Here is a 16,801-nt window from a genome sequence, read left to right as displayed (position 1 = left end):
CTCGAAAGCGCACTGGAGCTTCACCGCTTGGACACCCCGGCGCTGTCCGTCGCCTCCCGGCGGGCCGAGTCGACTTCCTGCGCCGTGACCTCCGACCGATGCCCAACAAGGGTCGGCACGAGACCGGTCGGGTCGCCCGCCGCGCGGGTGACCCGACCGCCCAGGGCACGCAGATGCTCCCTGAGTTCGGGCGGCTGGTGTACCTCGAACTCGCAGCCGAGCATGGACAGTCGGAACGCGAGCCATTCGAGCGTGTCGACGTAGCCGGTGAGCCGGCAGCTCTCGGCGTCGATCGCTTCGAGACGAGCGCCCGCTTCGAGATCGAGTGCGTCGCCGAGCCTGGCGGCGATCTGCTCGGCCGGCGCGTACAGCGTGGCGTCGGCCCGGTGGGTCGGCGCGGCGGCGAGCCTGGTGCGCTCCACGTAGGCCGCGGCGTCTCGATCGGGCAACGTGCGGGCGGCCACGCGCGCACCGGTCGGGCGCAGGTCGCCCATCCGGTCCACCCGGAAGCTGCGCCAGTCGGCACGATCGTCGTCGTACGCGACGAAGTACCAGCGGCGCCCGGCGGGTACCAGCCGGTTCGGCTCGACCAGGCGCGCGCTCTGCGCTCCGCCGGCGGTGCGGTAGACGAAGCGCAGCTTCTCGCGGTTGGCGATCACGCCGGCGAGCACGGCAAGTGCCTCGGGTTCCACGGTCGGACCGGACATCACCAACGGCACGGTAGCGCCGGCCAGCGCCCGCACCCGCCCGCGCAGCCGCGCCGGCAACACCTGCTCCAGCTTGGCCAGCGCCCGCACGGACGCCTCCTCGATCCCGGCGACGGCGTTCCCGGCAGCCGAGCGCAGCCCCACCGCGATCGCGACCGCCTCCTCGTCGTCGAGCAGCAACGGCGGCATAGCCGTCCCGGCGACCAACCGATAGCCGCCCTCGGCGCCGCGGGTGGCCTGGACCGGGTAGCCGAGCTCGCGCAGCCGCTCGATGTCGCGGCGAATCGTGCGCGGGCTCACCGCCAGGCGGGCGGACAATTCGCTGCCGGGCCACTCCCGCGGGGTTTGGAGGAGGGACAGCAGGCCGAGCAGGCGGGCGGGCGTCGCGACGGTCATGGTTTCGAGGATGCCATTCCTTGCGGACAGGATCCGACCTATATGGCGAATATCGTCGAAGACACCGAGGCGGCGGCGCCGAGAGCGCCGGATTCCCGTTCCAAGAGCTTGTCACCGGAGGCAGCGACATGAGCGTCAAGACCATTCCCGAGGGCTACACCACCGTCACGCCGTGGATCCTGGCGCACGACACGGCGGGTCTGATCGACTACCTGACCCAAGCGTTCGGCGCCGAGGAGGCGGCGGGCTCGCGCTTCGTCGGCGCGGACGGTCGCATCCAGCACGCCGAGGTTCAAATCGGCGACGCGATGGTGATGATGTTCGACATCGACCCGACGACCCCCGCACCGTCCGCTTTCCTGCGGCTCTACGTCGAGGACGCGGACGAGGTGCACCGGCGCGCGGTGGCGGCCGGCGGCACCTCGGTCACCGAGGTGACCCACCTGTTCTTCGGTGACCGGGTGGGTCGGGTCCGCGACCCGTTCGGCAATCTGTGGTGGATCCAGTCGCGGATCGAGGACGTCGCCCCGAAGGAACTCGAACGGCGACTGGGCGACCCGGAGTTTGTGGCGGCGATGGCCTACGTCCAGGGCGCGGAGTTCTTCGGGAAGGACGGCCGGGAGGCGTAGCCTCGTAGGCTGTCGGCCGGAACGCGGACCGCGTTCGATCCGGTGATCCTCGATTGCGATTGCGATTGCGACGGCGTGTTCGTGGACAGTGAGCGGATCGCCATTCGCGTCCCCGCCGAGGTGAGGACCGCGTTGGGGTGCGCGTTCACCGAGGCCGAACTCGTCGAACACTTCGTGGGGTCCTCGCGCGAGAAGCACACGGCGCTGGTCGAGGAGCACCCGGGCCGGCGCCTCGACCCGGATTGGCACCACGAGTTCCGGCACCTCTGCCCGATCCGCCTTCGACGCCGAACCGGCACCCGCAGACGGCGTATTCGAGGCACGCGAACGAAATCTCCGAACCCTGGAGCGTCGCGTCGAACAGTCCGGCGCCTGATTCGCATCCCCGACCAGGCGAGCGCGGCGGGGGAGCCGATGGTCCGGGCGAACAGACCTCGAAGTGCCCGACCTGCTCCCGACAGGCGGGCCGCCGCGCCCATCGCGATCCCGAACGCCTGCCCACAGGTGCGCCTGGCTCGGAGCCCGTCCGGCACGGCCACCGCCCCGGCCGTGCCCACCGGTGCCACGCGCTGTGCCGCCCACCCGGCCGACAGCGGGGCGCCCAACCACCCCCGCCCGGACTTCCGCCCCGCGATCGACCCAACACCCCGACGCCGCGCCGCAGTCCACGTCCGCCGCGGCGACGTCGTCCAACGCCCCGTCGCCGTGCCCCTCCCGGGAGCTGCTTCGCGTAGGTGGTTGACGCCGGCAACTGGGCGTCCAACGCGCCGGGTTCCATGCGTGAGACGAACAGCGGCTTCGACCACACGCGTGCGCACGAGATCGGAGCCGTTCCACCTTCGGCACCGGGGAGACGCCGGACTCGTCGAGGCCACACTCGTTCTTCGCGGCCTGGAAGCCTTCCTCGATCGTCCATCGGGCGCCCGCGACGCGCACGAGTTCGACAAGTGGTGTGTGCTCGGGGCCGACGGCGAGGAAGTACGCGATGTCCGAGGGATCGCTCAGGCTTCGTCGGGCCGACTTCCAACGCCCAGGCCCGAGTTCCTCGTCGTCGAAGTCAGGGATCGTCGGCTGCCTCGCGCACGCTTACAGTAGTCGTACGTTCGCGGGTCCTTCGCGCCGTCGCCCCACGACATCCGTATCCACGCCTCGGCGGGTGCGTGGCCGATCAGCGGGTCGATCCGCCCACGGCCGTCGAGGTGACGTGCTGTGATTTCGGGACCGCCACGACACGCGACATGGTGTTCCTCGCAGAAGCGCCGGAACCTGAAGTCGTGCCCGAACGCCTCGTCGGCGGCGACCCACCCGACCGGCATCCCGGCGGCCAGGGTCCGCGCGATCACGACGCGGGCGATCTCGGGCTTGGTGGCGAAGGCCCGATCGGCGGGGATCCGCGCCGCGTCGCATCGATTCCGTTCGCCCGTCCACGACTTCGGCAGATAGAGCCGGCGGTCGACCAGGGCCCGGCCCCGTCGCGAGGCATAGGCGGCGAACACCCCTATTCGGCAGGTGTCGATCCTCCCGGACCAGCTCCGGCGAGGCAGCCTCGCCGGAGCGGGCCAGGACGGCGTGGACGCGCCGATATCCGTAGGTCTCGTGATTCGCCGCGAAGTTCTCCTTTATCGCCGCGGTCAGGCGTTGGTGTCGTCGTGCCGTGGCGGATTCCGGGCGGGTCCCCCGAGGATGAGTCGCTGGTCCTACCGATGAGGGGTGAACGTTTGACAGTCCCGGCGCCGTGGCCTCGCCGGTTCATGCGGGGGAGTGGTGTGTGGTCGCGAGGAGAGTGGTGCCCAGGGCGGTGGCGGTGTGCAGAACGGTGTTGGCCTGGCGAAGGCTGACGATCAGGCCGGCGGCGCGAAGGGCTGCGGCGTGTTCGGAGGCGGATGCGGGGGAGATGCCAAGGTGTCGGGCCAGTTGTGTGGTGGTGTGGCCGCCCGGGCCCGCGAGGGCGTGCAGTACGGCTGCGCGGGTGCGGCCCAGTAGCGTTGTCAGGGCCTTGGGTGCGTTCTCCCGGGGGCGGGGCGGTTCGGAGACGAGGCCGTTCGCCGAGAGGTCGCGCAGTGGTGGGTAGATCAGCACGGGGGTGTCGACGTCGTTGAGCAGCGCCCGAGGGCGTAGGCCGCAGAAGACGTGCCCGCACAGGAGGAGTCCGCGACCCTCCAGGTGGAAGTCGATGTCGCCTTGTCCGGGTAGGGCGGGGAGTTCCAGGACTGGTTCGTGCCAATGCACCTGCGGGTGCAGTCCGGCGAGCACGGCGCCAACCCCGGCGCGTGCCATGGTCTCGACACGCCAGGCCCGGTCGGCGTCCAGTACGGCCCGCATGGGGTCGGCGAACGGCGTTATGGCGACGTCGTTGTAAGCGGCCAGGGTGTCGGCCACGACGTCCAGGGCTTCTTTGTCCCCGTCTGCCAGTTGGCGTACCCACGCCGCCGGGCGGCGATGCGCCGACAGGCGGCGCACATCGGTCGTGAGGCGTTCGCGTGGTGTGGCTCGTATCGCCTCGAAGGCTCCCGCGCCGGGGAACGCCGGCGCGCTGGGAGTGAGGAAGTCCGGTACCCAGCCCGCAGCCGGGACCAACGAGCCGAGCAACGACGCGTGCGGGGGCAACCGTTCCAGGACGTAACGCCGCCACGCCCGAAACAGCGGGACGGAGCTTTGGCGCAGGACTTGCAGACTCATCACCGCCTCGCTGATCGGAAGCGCGGTGTGGTGAGCGAACGCCACCCCCGCCAGATCCCGGGCAGTGAAATGGATACGTAACATATGTCCCCTAATATCCGTTGATTCGCCACCGCAGCCGGTGGCCAGGGACTTTCGGTCGTGCCCGAAAGCCGTTGTCGCGCACCGTCTCGACCGAAGAGGCTTTACCCAGTCGCAAGAGTCCCGCAGGAGGTCGACCCGCGTGGCCGCCTCCTCGGTTCTCGCTGCCTCTTCAGCGCCACACGAACGTCGCGCCCGCGACCGGGCATGCCGCTCACCCGCGCTCGTCGACGAAACAGCCGCGGCGTAGATGCTCCGCCACCGTGAACAGGCGGGTTCAATCGGCCGGCGAACAGCCTGCCCCCGCGAGGACATGTCCCGACCGAAAGGAATCCCCATTCTCGAAATTTTCGAGAACAACGAGACCGCGACCCCCGACCAGGTGGACGCCACCACGGTCCACCCCCGCCGCATGCCGGGGAGAACGCCGGAACCGACTGGAAGCCATCCTCGGACGCGAACGGGCTCGTGGCGGACAGCCCTTCACCCTCGAACACACCACCGACGCCGTCCTCGCCCCTTTTCCTACCGAGCCGTCTTCACCGACGTTTCCCCTGATCCCCGACCGGACCCGAACCCTCATCTCACCCCTGCCCCCGAACCGACCAACCCCACACACCGCACGCGGCAATCCGTCGGTGTTTCCGTCCCGCCACGTTGCCACGGGCCGTGTGGGTCGACGTAGCAGACCAACATCCTTGTCGTAAAACGCAGTTGGCGTGTCGGGCCGGTCCGTTGCACGGACTCGGGTCAGTGACCGGCGTAGGTGCTCGGGCAGTTCCGAGGCATCGCCGCCGGCGACGGACCACGGCCTCCCACGCCATCGCGGTGCTCATCATGGGATACGGCTCATGGGATACGGCGCGTTATATTTCCTCCGAAAACGGGCCAACGCCACCTTTCGGATTCAGCTCTCGAACAGGGCGCATCCTTGTGTATCCCGCCTTGGATCCGCAGCGTTGCCGTAGGGCAGTTTCGACGAGAACGATTGGTTCCGCTTTACCGCGACGATCTTTGCCGGTCCATATTCCCGCAGGTCGCGAGCAGTTCGCGCTCTCCGTGAAAGAGCGGAAGGATCTCGTGTTTCCGGTGAATGATCTTCCACGAACCGTTCTCGGGAAGAAACCCCTTCCCAGAGCAGCCCGTCGGTTGTTAACGTCGAGTTTGCCGACAGGACATGCGGCCGTAGCCCTCGAGGGGCGCCCGGCGACACGAAGATCGCCGCGTAAATTGGCGCTCCGCGCCAGTCGACCCCCAGGGGGTCTGACGTCCGACGAGCTGCGTCTCGATTCGGATTTGATCGGCGACGACTCGCCGTCCCAACACAAACGAAATGGATTCGAATGCATCACGGGATCCTTGCATTACTTGCCGAGCGGTCGAACCTCACCGCGATCGGGGCTCATGACGGGATGACCGCGCGTCTCGGACAAAACGCCGGGTTCGATGCCATCTGGGGCAGCGGCTTCGAGATTGCGGCCTCGTTCGGTGTGCCGGACGCCAACATCCTCACGATGACCGACCAACTCAGGCAGTGCGACATCATCGCCCAAGCGGTGGATATCCCGATCATCGCGGACTGCGACAACGGTTTCGGCAATGCGATCAATGCTGCGGTGACAACGCGCATGTTCGAGCGCCATGGCATCGCCGGCATCTGCATCGAGGACAACGAATTCCCGAAGAAATGCAGCTTCTACGAAGGAGTGCAACGAAACCTCGTGCCCCTGCGCGAGCACGCACTCAAGATCAGGGCATGCAAGGAAGCCCAGACGGATCCGGACTTCTTCGTCATCGCCCGCACCGAGGCGCTCATCGCCGGGAACGGTATTCAGGAAGCGCTCGACCGCGCCTACGCCTATGCCGAGGCAGGGGCCGACGCCGTACTGGTGCACTCGAAGCAGCCTGTGTCCGACGAACTGGTCACCTTTGCCGAGAAATGGGACTCCGCCGTTCCCTTGGTCGCAGTTCCGACGACCTACGATCGGGTGAGCGCCCAGGAATTACACGAGCTCGGCTACCGCATCGTGATCTTCGCCAATCAAGCCATGCGCTCGTCGATCAAGGCCATCGAGGAAAATCTCCGACTTCTGCGGGCCGACGGGCGTTCGAGCATTCTCCGCGACCGCATGGTCTCACTCGAGCATGTCTTCGATCTGGTGGGAGTGAAGGAGCTACGGCGCGACGAGGCCTTGTACCTCAGGGGTGCGGCGGAGGAGCTGTTGACGTCGTGACGAAACTCGCCGCTCGGGTGGCATCGGTGGCGGGATCCAGGACATCGGGTGCCAGAAACAAAGCCCGTCTGCTGTCCGCCCAAGGCAGAAACGTGGTGAACTTCGCGGCCGGTGAGCTCGCCTCGTTACCGCCGACCGGGGTCTTGGCCGCGACTTCCGAAGCCCTCTCACACGCCACGAACCGATACACGGACACTGCGGGAATCCCGGCTCTGCGCGACGCCATTGCCGCACGGATGAGTGTCGAGACCGGAACGCTCGTCGATTCGGACCGGATCGTGGTGACCAACGGCGCCAAGTACGGCCTGTACTTGACCGTACTGGCGGTGGTCGAACAGGGGGACGAAGTCTTGGTCCCGGCGCCCTACTGGGGCAGCCTGGTCAGCCAGGTACTCCTGGCGGGAGGACGCCCGGTCGCCGTCGACACGACGGAGAACGACTTCCGGCTCACCCGCGAGCTACTGGAGCGGCACGCGACGGACCGTACCAAGGCGATCCTCGTCAACACTCCCAACAACCCCACCGGTGCGGTGTATCCAGCCGAGGACTTGCGCGAGATAGCCGACTGGGCAGCGGAACGAGACGTGTGGCTCGTGAGCGACGAGTGCTACAGCTCGCTGGTCCACCCGCCGGCTCGGCACGTGTCCCTTCTGTCGGTCGCACCCCACGTCCAGGAACGCCTGGTGACGGTGAACTCGTTTTCCAAGAGCTTCGCCGTGACGGGCTGGAGGATCGGGTACGTGCACGCGGCGCCGGCAGTGGTGGACGCCATGAAGAAGATGCAAAGTCACACGACTTCGCACGCTTCGAGTGTCGTCCAGCACGGTCTGGTGTCGGCGGCGGCCGGCGCGGAGGACGCCTTCCGAGCGGACGTCCTGGTGACGCTGGCACGAAGCCGGTCCTTGGTGGCCGATCGATTGGGGCGGATTCCCCACCTGCGATTCCGGTTCCCGGACGGTGCGTTCTACTTCTTCGTCGACTGCCGGGATGCGTTGGGCCGCAGCCATCAGGGGCGACGCATCACGGACGCCGACGTGCTGGCGGACATGCTCCTGGAGCACGCCGCGGTCGCCGTCGTGCCGGGAAGCGCCTTCGGCCTCGACGGGTTCTTCCGCCTGTCGTACGCCATCGACGAGAAGGACATCCTGCTCGGCCTGGACCGTCTGGAGGGATTCTTCGCCGATGTCCGATGAGATGAATCCCGAGCTGTACCTCTTCTTCGGAACGGTACAGCGCACGGAGTTCTACGCCCCGCTCCTGGAAGCCGGACTCACGGTCGGATTGTTGCGCAATACCGACAGCCCCCTGAACTCCGAGATACCGCAGGGCGTTACGGTGCCGGCCGAACTGAGCTTCTCGGACGGTCCCGAGGCGGTCTGCGATCGGGTGCGCGACCTCGGCCGAACCCACCGCCTCGCACTGATCAACATCGACGAAGCCACCGTCCGACTGTGCGCCGAGGTGGGACGACGTCTCGGCCTGCCCGCCCTGTCGCCGGAAGCCGCGTACAACGTGCGCAGCAAGTCCCGTATGCGCGAGCTGTTTCTTGCGCGGATCGGCGCTCACACCACCTGCCGAACCGGTGCCGTACGCGACCGGGCAGAAGCGCTCGATACCGCTGCTCGGATCGGCTACCCCGTGGTACTCAAACCCGGCAATCTGTACGGCAGCTACTTCGTCACGCTGTGCGCCGATCCGGCGCGACTGTGCGACGCCTACGAGCACCTCGCCACACAACTGCCCGGCTTCGCCCGAGAGCACGACATCACCGACGTGGCCGCCGAGATCCTGGTCGAAGAGTTCATGCCCGGCACGAACCACTCCGTCGACTGCCTCGCGCACGACGGGACGATCTCCACCACCCCGGTCGTGGACGTGGTGACCGGGGCCGACATGGGCGGCACGGATTTCCACCACTTCGCCCGGATCACGCCGTCCAGCCTGGACGAGGCGACACAGACGCGGATGCGAGAGCTTGCCTGCCAGGCACTACGAGCTCTGGGAATCACCGTCGGTGTCGCGCACGTCGAGTTCATCCACACACCACAGGGCCCGCGCTTGATCGAGGTCGCCGGACGACCGGGCGCCAATCGGCCGATCCTGTTGCGCCGGGCATTCGGGATCGACCTGATGCGGAGCTGGGCGCAAACCCTGCGAGGCGCCCGACCGTGCGCCCTGCGAACCATCACGCACAACGCGTCGGCGGTGGTCACTCCGTACCCGAGCACCAGCGGGACCTTGATCGACCTGCGCGGGCTCGACGCACTGGAGCGCCTCGAAAGCGTCGACCGGGTCGTGGTTCGCAAGCAGACGGGTGACGTGGTGACGCCGCGTCAGGACGGTGCCCGATCGATGTTGCGGATCGAAATGCAGGCGCCCGACCGGCCCACCTTGGATCAGGATCTCGCCGAGGTACGCCGAATATGCGACCGGATGTTCGTCGTCGCGTGACCATGCGACGACGAACGACGCCCCACATACGAAACCGAGGAGAGTTGTCGTGAGGACTGGCCCAAGCACCAACGGTAGTCGAACCACCGCGTTGCGCACCGTCATCCTGGGGGTCGCGGCAAGCGACGCCCACGCGGTGGCCAACCACCTCATCGCGCGCACGCTGCGAGACCGCGGTTACCACGTGGTGAATCTGGGGGTCAATACGTCGGTCGCCGAGTTCGTCGAGGCGTGCGCGGAACACCCGGACGCCGAGGCCGTGATCATCGGAAGTCTGAACGGGCACGCCCACGAGGATCTGCGCGAGTTGCCGGCGATACGCGCGGCGGGCCTGATCACCTGCCCCGTGATTCTCGGCGGGAACCTCTCGGTCGGCAGCCACAAGTCGCCCCGCGACCTGGAGCGCCTGTTCACGCTGGGGGTCGACGTCGTGTTGGAGGACGCGGCCGAACTACCGGGCACCCTCGACAGGTTGCGGTCCTCCGCGTCGCAGCTCTCGTCGACCAGGGCATCGTGAGTGCCCGCTTTCCGTCAGCCGTACCCGATCTCGCGGACAGCGTGGGTTACATACGCTCGCTGAACAAGCCGAGCGTTGCCGACGTACTGCGCGCGGCGCATCGTGACGGTCGTGTGGCGGTACAGGCGCGGTGCGGGGTGGGAAGCCAGGCGGCCCAGTTGAGGCTGCTTCAGGACTTGGAGGAAGGCGCGCGCCCCGACATTCAGACGCTGACCATCGACGCGCACACCCGGATGCGTCGCTTCGCGCAGGCATCGCGCTGCGTGAAGGCGAACCCGCAGGACCTGAACGGGTACCCGTTGGTGGCACACGGCTGGCAGCGAGGACGCGAACTCAACGAGGCCACCCAGGCCCCGATCCAGATCCGGCACGGCTCACCCCATCCCTGGGCACTCTTCGAAGTGACCATCGCCAGCGGCATCACGGCGTTCGAAGGGGGCGGTATCTGCTACAACCTGCCGTATGCCAAGAACTTCCCCCTGAGCGAGTCACTGGCCGTCTGGCGCGACGTCGACGCCGTGTGCGGCGACCTCGCCCGACAGGGCATCGTCGTCGACCGCGAGTTCTTCGGCACCCTCACGGCCGTGCTGATCCCACCTTCCACGAGCCTGGCGATCAGTGTCCTGGAAGCGTGGCTGGCGGCGCGAGAAGGCGTACGGTGTCTGTCCATCGCGTATCCGCAAGGCGGCGAGGTCATCCAGGACGTGGCCACGTTGCGATGCATTCCGCGGCTGGCCCGTCGGTATCTGCCCGGCGATGCCCACGTCTACCCGGTCCTGCACCAGTACATGGGCCCGTTTCCCGCGGAACGCCCCCGCGCGGACGCCCTCATTTTCTATGGAGCGCTGGTCGCACGACTGGGCCGCGCCACCAAAGTGCTCACCAAGACCCACCAGGAAGCCTTCGGGATCCCCGATACACACGCGAATCTCGAGGGCTTGGCCACGACCGGGCTTGCCGCCACATCCCTGCTCGATTTCGTCACCGTCAACGAGGACCAGGTGTCCGAGGAGGCCGACTGGATCGAGCGCGAGGTCGCAGAGTTGGTCGAGCCGATCCTCGCATGCGGCGATCCGCGTGCGGAGATTCCCCAGGCGTTCGCCGACGGGCGCCTGGACATCCCGTTCAGCGCGAGCAGGCTGGCCCGCTCGGACATCATTCCGATGCGGGACCCGACGGGCGCGATCCGCTACCTGACGTCGAGCAACCTCCCCTTCTCCACGGCAACCTCACGACGCAACCAGTCCCTGCTGGAAGCGTCCGGCCCCGGCCCTCGACCGGACTTGATCGAGCAACTCACGAGGGACATCAACTTCTTCGCCGGCCCCGGCGATCCCTCCATCACCGTCGGGCGCCGCTGATCACCCGGAGAGGAATATATGACATCTCCTTGCATCGCCTTCTTCAACCTGAGAACGCATCAACTGGCCTACCTGCCCACACTGCGCGCGGCATCCCGACTGGGATACGAGGTGCTCCTGATCACCGATCGACCACCCGACGACCTGCCTCGTGGACTGGTGCGCGAAGTGTCGATCACCGACACCTACGACGTGGCAGCCGTCCTGAAGACGGGAGGCGAGCTGGCACATCGCCACGACATCGTGGGAGTCGTCCCCTGGCGGGATCGTGACGTGGTCCCGGCGGCAGCCCTTGCCGACCGACTCGGGCTGCCCGGAACCCCGTTACCGGCAGCCGCCATCACCCGCAACAAATACCTGATGCGTGAGTCCCTGCGGGACAGATCGTCCCTGCTCCCACGCTTCGCGCTCGTACGCACGTGGCGCGAGGCAGCGGCGGCGGCGGCGGACATCGGATACCCGGCCGTGCTCAAACCGACCGTCTCCATGGGCAGCATGGGGGTCTTCCAGGTGTGCTCCGAGCAGGAGCTCGAACACGCCCACCGAACCCTTTCGGCCTACGCCCAAAGCGCTGTTCATCCGGTATTCGCGAGTGCCCCGGGCGAACTCATCTACGAGGAGTACCTCGAGGGCTCGGAACACAGCGTCGAGGGGTACGTCCACGACGGCCGGGTGATCGTCGTCGGCATCACGGACAAGACCACATCGCCACCGTTCCACCTGGAGATCCGACACGTCTTCCCCACCTCACTCGGTTCGAGGGAGCAATACCGAGTGCGGGCACTGGTGAGTGAGGTCATCCGCGTCTGCGGCCTCGACAACTGCGCATTCCACCTGGAGTGCAAGGTCGACCGTGACCGTATCCGCCTCATCGAGGTGGCGGCACGGGTCGGCGGCGACTACATCACGTCACACCTGGTGCCGCTCGCGACGAAGGAGCCCTTCTACGAGAACGTGCTCCGACTGTCCGTCGGCAGTCGCCCACTGACGCCCGCGACAGGGATCGGCGCTCCGTCGATGTTCGCGGGTGTCGTCAAGATCATTGCCGAACACGAGGGCAGATTCGGGGGATTCAGGGGAATCGAGCGAGCCCTCGCGGTGCCCGGCGTCGAGCACGTGACGGTGGAACGCTCGCTCGGCGACAACGTGCTCCTGCCACCACGGGACTACACAGGATGCGTGTTGGCGGCGGTCATCGCCTGTTCCCACAGCGCGGCCGAGGTCGACGCGCGCCTGGATCAGGCCGCACGCACACTCACGCCGCGATGGGCGGAGTAACACGCAACGGCAGGTCACCCGTGACGCCGACCGGTTCGAGAAGGGACTTGGAGACGGGACTTGGACAAGAACGGTGAGACCCCTGTGGACGGCCCCAGCGCGACGGAGAGCCAACCGAGGCGATTGCCCGGTCGGTTCTGGGTTTTGTGGGCCGGAACGGTGGTCAATCGGCTCGGGCTGCTGGCGCCCGCGTTTCTCGCGCTCTACCTCACGGACCAGCGCTTGGCCACCGGTTCCGCGGTCGCCCTCACCCTGAGCGTGTACGGCGCGGGTTCGGTGAGCGCCGCACTGATCGGTGGCGTGCTCGCCGACCGGATCGGCCCGCGACGGACCATCATGGCCTCGCAACTACTCGCGCTCGCGACGGCCCTCGCCCTCGTGGTGAGCCGCGACCTCCAACTGGTCGTGGGGCTCGTGTTCCTCATCGGTGTTCTCTCGGCGATCCATCGGCCGGCGTCGTCCGCCCTGGTCGTGGCACTCGTGGCGCCGCCGCAACGGACACGCGCGTACGGCTTGCTCTACTGGGCGCACAACATCGGTGCGTCGTTCGCACCCCTCCTGGCGGGGCTCCTGCTGCAGGCGGTTCCGGCCTCGTTGTTCGCTCTGACGGCCGTCGGCGCCGCGGTCTACGCCGCCCTGTCCCTGGCGCTGCCCGAGATCGCGCCGGTGCGACGAGACGAACGCCGCGGTGTCCGCGGAGCCGTTCGGGATCTCCTCGAGCCGTTCTCGTCGCGAACGGTGGGCGGTTTCGTCCTGCTCTCGTTCCTGCTGTCCTGCGTCTACATGCAAAAGCAGGGGGCGCTTCCGTTGGACATGCGGCACAACGGGCTCTCACCCGGTCGCATCGGCCTGGTGCTGGCTTTCAGCGGAGTACTGGTAGTCGTGCTGCAGCCGCTCTCGGGACCGGTGGCCCGTCGTCTTCGACATCGATCGTTCGTTGCCGCCGCCGGACTCGTCGGTGTCGGATTCGGGCTCAACATCCTTGTGGCAAGCACGCCCGGGTACCTGCTGTGCGTGTCCGTATGGACTCTCGGGGAGATTCTGCAAGTACCCATGGCTTCCGCTTTCATCGCGGATCACGCGCCCGCCGGACGGACAGCGTCCTATCAGGGTGCCTACTCGTTTTCGTGGAATCTCGGATTGGTCGTCGGGGCCCCGATCGGCCAGCTCGTTTTCCAGAGCGCCGGACCCACCATTCTGTGGTCCGGTGCCTTTCTGCTGTGCCTGGCGATCGCGTTCGCACACCTGCTCAGATCGCCACTTTACGAGCGCGGCGAGGAATCACACCGGCCGGCGGGCGACGAATCGCCACGTCGTGGACCCGAACGGGTTTAGCTGCCGATCGTCCTTCGCGTAACGCATATATTCGCCGACGACTGCGATCTCGAAACCTTCGAGCAATGCCTCGACTTCGGCGAGAGTGTAGAAGTGATGTGTCGCACCGATGTCCGCACCCACGTCGGCAATGAATGTCCCAGGCTCGATCTCCTCGCCGTGGCCGTTCTTCCAAGCTTTGTCACCGGCGACGGAGCCGAGGAACAGGCCGCCTGGTACCAGATGAGCCAGAACGTTCTCCACTGTCCTGCGCGTCTTGTCCACCGTGTTGTGATGGATGGCATCCCACGAAACGACGGCATGGAAATCGATGTTCGGCCAGGGACATTCCACCATGTCCGCGACCGCGGTTCGAACCCTTTTCTCCAAGCCCTCCGAGGTCGACCATCGCACGGTTTCCTCTATGCCTGTCTCTGCGCCGTCGGAGGCATACACCTCCCACCCCCGGTGGGCCATGGCAACAGTGTGGCGTCCGGCCCCACAGCACAGGTCCCACGCGCGCAGCGGTCGAACGGAATGAAGGTCCTCGACTTTTCCGAGGAAACGGTAGAAGTTTCCCTCGGGATGGCGGGCGATGAACTGCTCGTCGGTCAGCAACTGATTCCAGTCCGTCACGCAAACGCTCCTCGGATCGTGGCCAACACTTCCGGAGTACATGCTCTCGCAGTTCGACACGAATTCCAACACCTCCATTTTTTCGATCTTCACCGTCTTCGTGAACCCTTTCCGAATCAGGCTTCGCATCCCGGACACGTCGGCCGGCCGTCCGAAACACTCGACCGCCGTACTCGGCGAGCATGCGCGCCGGCGGGTCGCCTGCATCACCCGAATAGACGAATGCAGCACAGGAACCGGGAAACAGGAAACAACCAGCCAAGAGTCCACACCCTTCGCCAGGCTTTGCCGGGTACCGGCGAAGCATGAGGGATGCGTGGTTTTTCCTCATGTGGCGCATCGTGTGTTTCGGTGTCTCGTTCGCGAACACCCAACTCGCCGCGTGGCTCTACTACTACGACAAGGCCGGGAACCTCACCGCCACCTCCACCACGACCACCGCGTGCGGCTCCGCGGGCACGACCTACACCTACAACGCCGCGAACCAGACGTCGACCAGCGGCTGGACCTTCGACGCGAACGGCAACGAGACCGCCGCCGGCGGCGGCCTGCCCCGCACCGGCGAGACGTACGGCGACTTCGACCAACTCACCGCCCTCACCCGCGGATCCACCACCACGAACAACACCTACGCCGGCACCACCAACGGTGAACGCCTGACCTCCGGTGCCACGACGTTCTACGCCGGCCCCCCTCGGCCTGACCGCCACCGTGGACAACGGTGTCGAGACCGGATTCGTCCGCGAACCCTCGGGCAGCCTCACAGCCATGAGCGCCGGCGAAGCCCACTACTACTACTACCTCACCGATGCCCAGGGCTCCGTCATCGCGATGACGGACAAGCTCGGCAACAAGGTCAACACCTACACGTACGACCCGTACGGCAACGCCCGCACCACCACCGAGGCAGTTCCCAACCCACTCCGCTACACGAGCACCTACCTCGACACCACCGGAGCCCGCTTACGACCCCACGGTGGGCCGCTTCACTCAGTCCGACCCCGCAGGCCGCGAGGCCAACGGGTACGCCTACGCGGCGGGCGACCCGATCAACCGGGCGGACCCGACCGGAACGTGGTCGCTCAAGATCGGAGGGGAAGCCTGCTTCGGCGTCTGCCTCGGCTTGAGCGCCTCCGTGGACCATCACGGCAAGGTCGGCATCACCCCGAGTCCGGGAATCGGCCTGCCGGGAGTAGGCGCCGGAGCCGAGGGTTCGACGGGCAACGTCAGTGACGGCTGGGGGGCCGGCGGCAAGTGCTCGGCGGGCCCGGCAAGCGTCTCCGCTCGAACAGTGGCAGTTGGTCGTACGGCGGCGCGTTCGGCACCAAGGCGAGCACCCCGTACTGCGGCATAAGCGTCGAATACACACAGGTCATCGACTAGCCTCGGGAGGACCCTCATGGACGTCGCGACCACCTCGGCCCGAGTCGAGGACGGAATGCTGCTTGCCGGCCGTCAAGGACCGGGATGGCTCCTGGTCGTCTTCCTGATCGCGTGGGTGGTGGCCACGGCCGTCGTGATTCCGCTGTATCTGCGGTACCGCCGCCGCAACCGGACGCAGGGGTAGACATGATCATCGTCTTCGGCCTCATGGCGTGCGTATTCGGAATCGTGTCGGCCTGGCTCGGACCCCGACTGGGCGCCGACGCGGCACGATCCTCGCGTGGCCTGTCCCCCCGTAGGAGCAGATTCACGTTCGTGGCCACCGGCGTGATTCTGTTCGCCGTCGGCGCCTTCGCGATCGTGGGCCGACTGGTTTGACAGCTCCTCTCGCCCGGCACGTGGACGAACCGGTCCACGTGCCGGGCCCAGTCGCAGACGGCGCGCTCGCTGCACGTGCCCACGCCCCCGCGCGGATACGACGAGAGGTGGGCCACGGTCCGACGGCACGCGCACCCGCTTGTCCTGTGCACGCCGGCTCCCCTCACACCCCCATGTGGGGGGCGCCTGACGGCGCGCGACCGGTCGAACGTCACGAGCCGCCGGGCCAGGAAGGCGAGCAACTCCCGCCGTTGCCTGTCCTCCTTGGCGACGACGTCGGCCAGGGCGTCGCGGGGTTGATGACGGTTCGACGGCGGCCAGGACCAGGCGGCGGAGCTCGGTGGGCGCCGGCGCCTCGACCTCCCATCGGACGGGGTGGTCGACGTCGATGCCGTGGCGTGCGGCGAACGCCGGCCATCGCGGGTCGCCGCATTTGCCTTCGGTGGCGGGCAGTTCGTACGCCCTCACCTGTTCATCGGTGAGCAGCACCCGCTCCGTACGCGCCCAACACCCCGTCCGCGCGACCCAGTCCCGCTCGACGTCCTCGCCGCTGCTGTCGAAGTCGCCGATGTTTCTCCGGGGCGTCACGAGCGTGCGGTAAGGGTTCACGCAGCTCAGAAGCGGTCGGGGCGACCATATCCGGTGCAACACCTGTGGTGCACGGGCTCGCCGGGAGGTTCACCCCGGACGCGCGCCACGGCCCTTTCCCTGACTCTGTTGCGCGGCGGCGCCCTCGACGCATCTCGTCTTTGAGAGC

The 16,801-nt window shown here is 67.2% G+C and carries 15 protein-coding genes and 1 pseudogene; 11 read left to right on the top strand and 5 right to left on the bottom strand.

Annotation, left to right across the window (positions count from 1 at the left end):
* Window positions 1-20: 20 nt before the first annotated feature.
* On the bottom strand, window positions 21-1,103 hold the full coding sequence (locus tag GT354_RS23230) for a YafY family protein (protein ID WP_161358307.1): 1,083 nt from the start codon (window positions 1,101-1,103) through the stop codon (window positions 21-23).
* A gap of 128 nt (window positions 1,104-1,231) precedes the next feature.
* Between GT354_RS23230 and GT354_RS23225 the strand changes: the two genes are divergently transcribed.
* Window positions 1,232-1,732 (top strand): VOC family protein, encoded by a 501-nt coding sequence (locus GT354_RS23225; RefSeq protein WP_161358306.1) that lies wholly within the window; start codon window positions 1,232-1,234, stop codon window positions 1,730-1,732.
* 1,001 nt (window positions 1,733-2,733) lie between these two features.
* Here GT354_RS23225 and GT354_RS23220 read toward each other — a convergent pair.
* The gene (locus tag GT354_RS23220) at window positions 2,734-3,249 is read right to left on the bottom strand and encodes a transposase (protein WP_346012138.1); all 516 of its coding nucleotides are present in this window, start codon (window positions 3,247-3,249) and stop codon (window positions 2,734-2,736) included.
* Window positions 3,250-3,481: 232 nt separating this feature from the next.
* Window positions 3,482-4,495: a winged helix-turn-helix domain-containing protein gene (locus GT354_RS23210; RefSeq protein WP_161358304.1), complete on the bottom strand. Its 1,014-nt coding sequence runs from the start codon at window positions 4,493-4,495 to the stop codon at window positions 3,482-3,484.
* A gap of 1,340 nt (window positions 4,496-5,835) precedes the next feature.
* On the opposite strand from GT354_RS23210, the gene GT354_RS23205 reads away from it, so the two are divergent.
* From GT354_RS23205 to GT354_RS23175, 7 genes are read left to right on the top strand one after another with little or no spacing between them, the layout of a single operon-like run.
* Window positions 5,836-6,726, top strand: a complete 891-nt coding sequence (locus tag GT354_RS23205) for an isocitrate lyase/phosphoenolpyruvate mutase family protein (RefSeq protein WP_161358303.1) — start codon at window positions 5,836-5,838, stop codon at window positions 6,724-6,726.
* Entirely contained in the window at window positions 6,723-7,919 is a 1,197-nt protein-coding gene (locus tag GT354_RS23200; RefSeq protein WP_346012137.1) for a pyridoxal phosphate-dependent aminotransferase, read from the top strand. The genes GT354_RS23205 and GT354_RS23200 overlap by 4 nt, the downstream gene beginning before the upstream one ends.
* A complete protein-coding gene (locus tag GT354_RS23195) occupies window positions 7,909-9,177 on the top strand; it encodes an ATP-grasp domain-containing protein (RefSeq protein WP_161358301.1) in 1,269 nt (422 codons plus the stop codon). The genes GT354_RS23200 and GT354_RS23195 overlap by 11 nt, the downstream gene beginning before the upstream one ends.
* A gap of 49 nt (window positions 9,178-9,226) precedes the next feature.
* On the top strand, window positions 9,227-9,694 hold the full coding sequence (locus GT354_RS23190; protein ID WP_161358300.1) for a cobalamin-dependent protein: 468 nt from the start codon (window positions 9,227-9,229) through the stop codon (window positions 9,692-9,694).
* Entirely contained in the window at window positions 9,691-11,055 is a 1,365-nt protein-coding gene (locus GT354_RS23185; RefSeq protein ID WP_346012136.1) for a methylaspartate mutase, read from the top strand. The genes GT354_RS23190 and GT354_RS23185 overlap by 4 nt, the downstream gene beginning before the upstream one ends.
* A gap of 18 nt (window positions 11,056-11,073) precedes the next feature.
* Complete coding sequence (locus tag GT354_RS23180) at window positions 11,074-12,333, top strand: ATP-grasp domain-containing protein (RefSeq protein ID WP_161358299.1); 1,260 nt, start codon at window positions 11,074-11,076, stop codon at window positions 12,331-12,333.
* Between the two features lie 60 nt (window positions 12,334-12,393).
* The gene (locus tag GT354_RS23175) at window positions 12,394-13,668 is read left to right on the top strand and encodes an MFS transporter (RefSeq protein WP_161358298.1); all 1,275 of its coding nucleotides are present in this window, start codon (window positions 12,394-12,396) and stop codon (window positions 13,666-13,668) included.
* On the opposite strand, the gene GT354_RS23170 is transcribed toward GT354_RS23175, so the two are convergent.
* Together GT354_RS23170 and GT354_RS55880 are read right to left on the bottom strand one after the other, a co-directional pair.
* Complete coding sequence (locus GT354_RS23170) at window positions 13,615-14,283, bottom strand: class I SAM-dependent methyltransferase (RefSeq protein WP_161358297.1); 669 nt, start codon at window positions 14,281-14,283, stop codon at window positions 13,615-13,617. The two genes, GT354_RS23175 and GT354_RS23170, sit on opposite strands and share 54 nt — an antisense overlap.
* A 469-nt stretch (window positions 14,284-14,752) precedes the next feature.
* The gene (locus GT354_RS55880; protein ID WP_272923870.1) at window positions 14,753-14,875 is read right to left on the bottom strand and encodes a hypothetical protein; all 123 of its coding nucleotides are present in this window, start codon (window positions 14,873-14,875) and stop codon (window positions 14,753-14,755) included.
* Between the two features lie 381 nt (window positions 14,876-15,256).
* Between GT354_RS55880 and GT354_RS23165 the strand changes: the two are divergent.
* From GT354_RS23165 to GT354_RS23155, 3 genes and pseudogenes are all read left to right on the top strand, one after another.
* Window positions 15,257-15,637: pseudogene (locus GT354_RS23165) on the top strand (RHS repeat-associated core domain-containing protein); the annotation flags it as partial.
* 45 nt (window positions 15,638-15,682) lie between these two features.
* Entirely contained in the window at window positions 15,683-15,850 is a 168-nt protein-coding gene (locus GT354_RS23160; RefSeq protein WP_161358295.1) for a hypothetical protein, read from the top strand.
* Between the two features lie 2 nt (window positions 15,851-15,852).
* Window positions 15,853-16,044: a hypothetical protein gene (locus GT354_RS23155; RefSeq protein WP_161358294.1), complete on the top strand. Its 192-nt coding sequence runs from the start codon at window positions 15,853-15,855 to the stop codon at window positions 16,042-16,044.
* The last annotated feature ends 757 nt before the right edge of the window (window positions 16,045-16,801 follow it).

The organism is Streptomyces sp. SID3343 (assembly GCF_009865215.1).
GTDB lineage: Bacteria > Actinomycetota > Actinomycetes > Streptomycetales > Streptomycetaceae > Embleya.
Note: the sequence above shows the minus strand (reverse complement) of the source record. Positions and strands in the feature narration are given on the sequence as shown.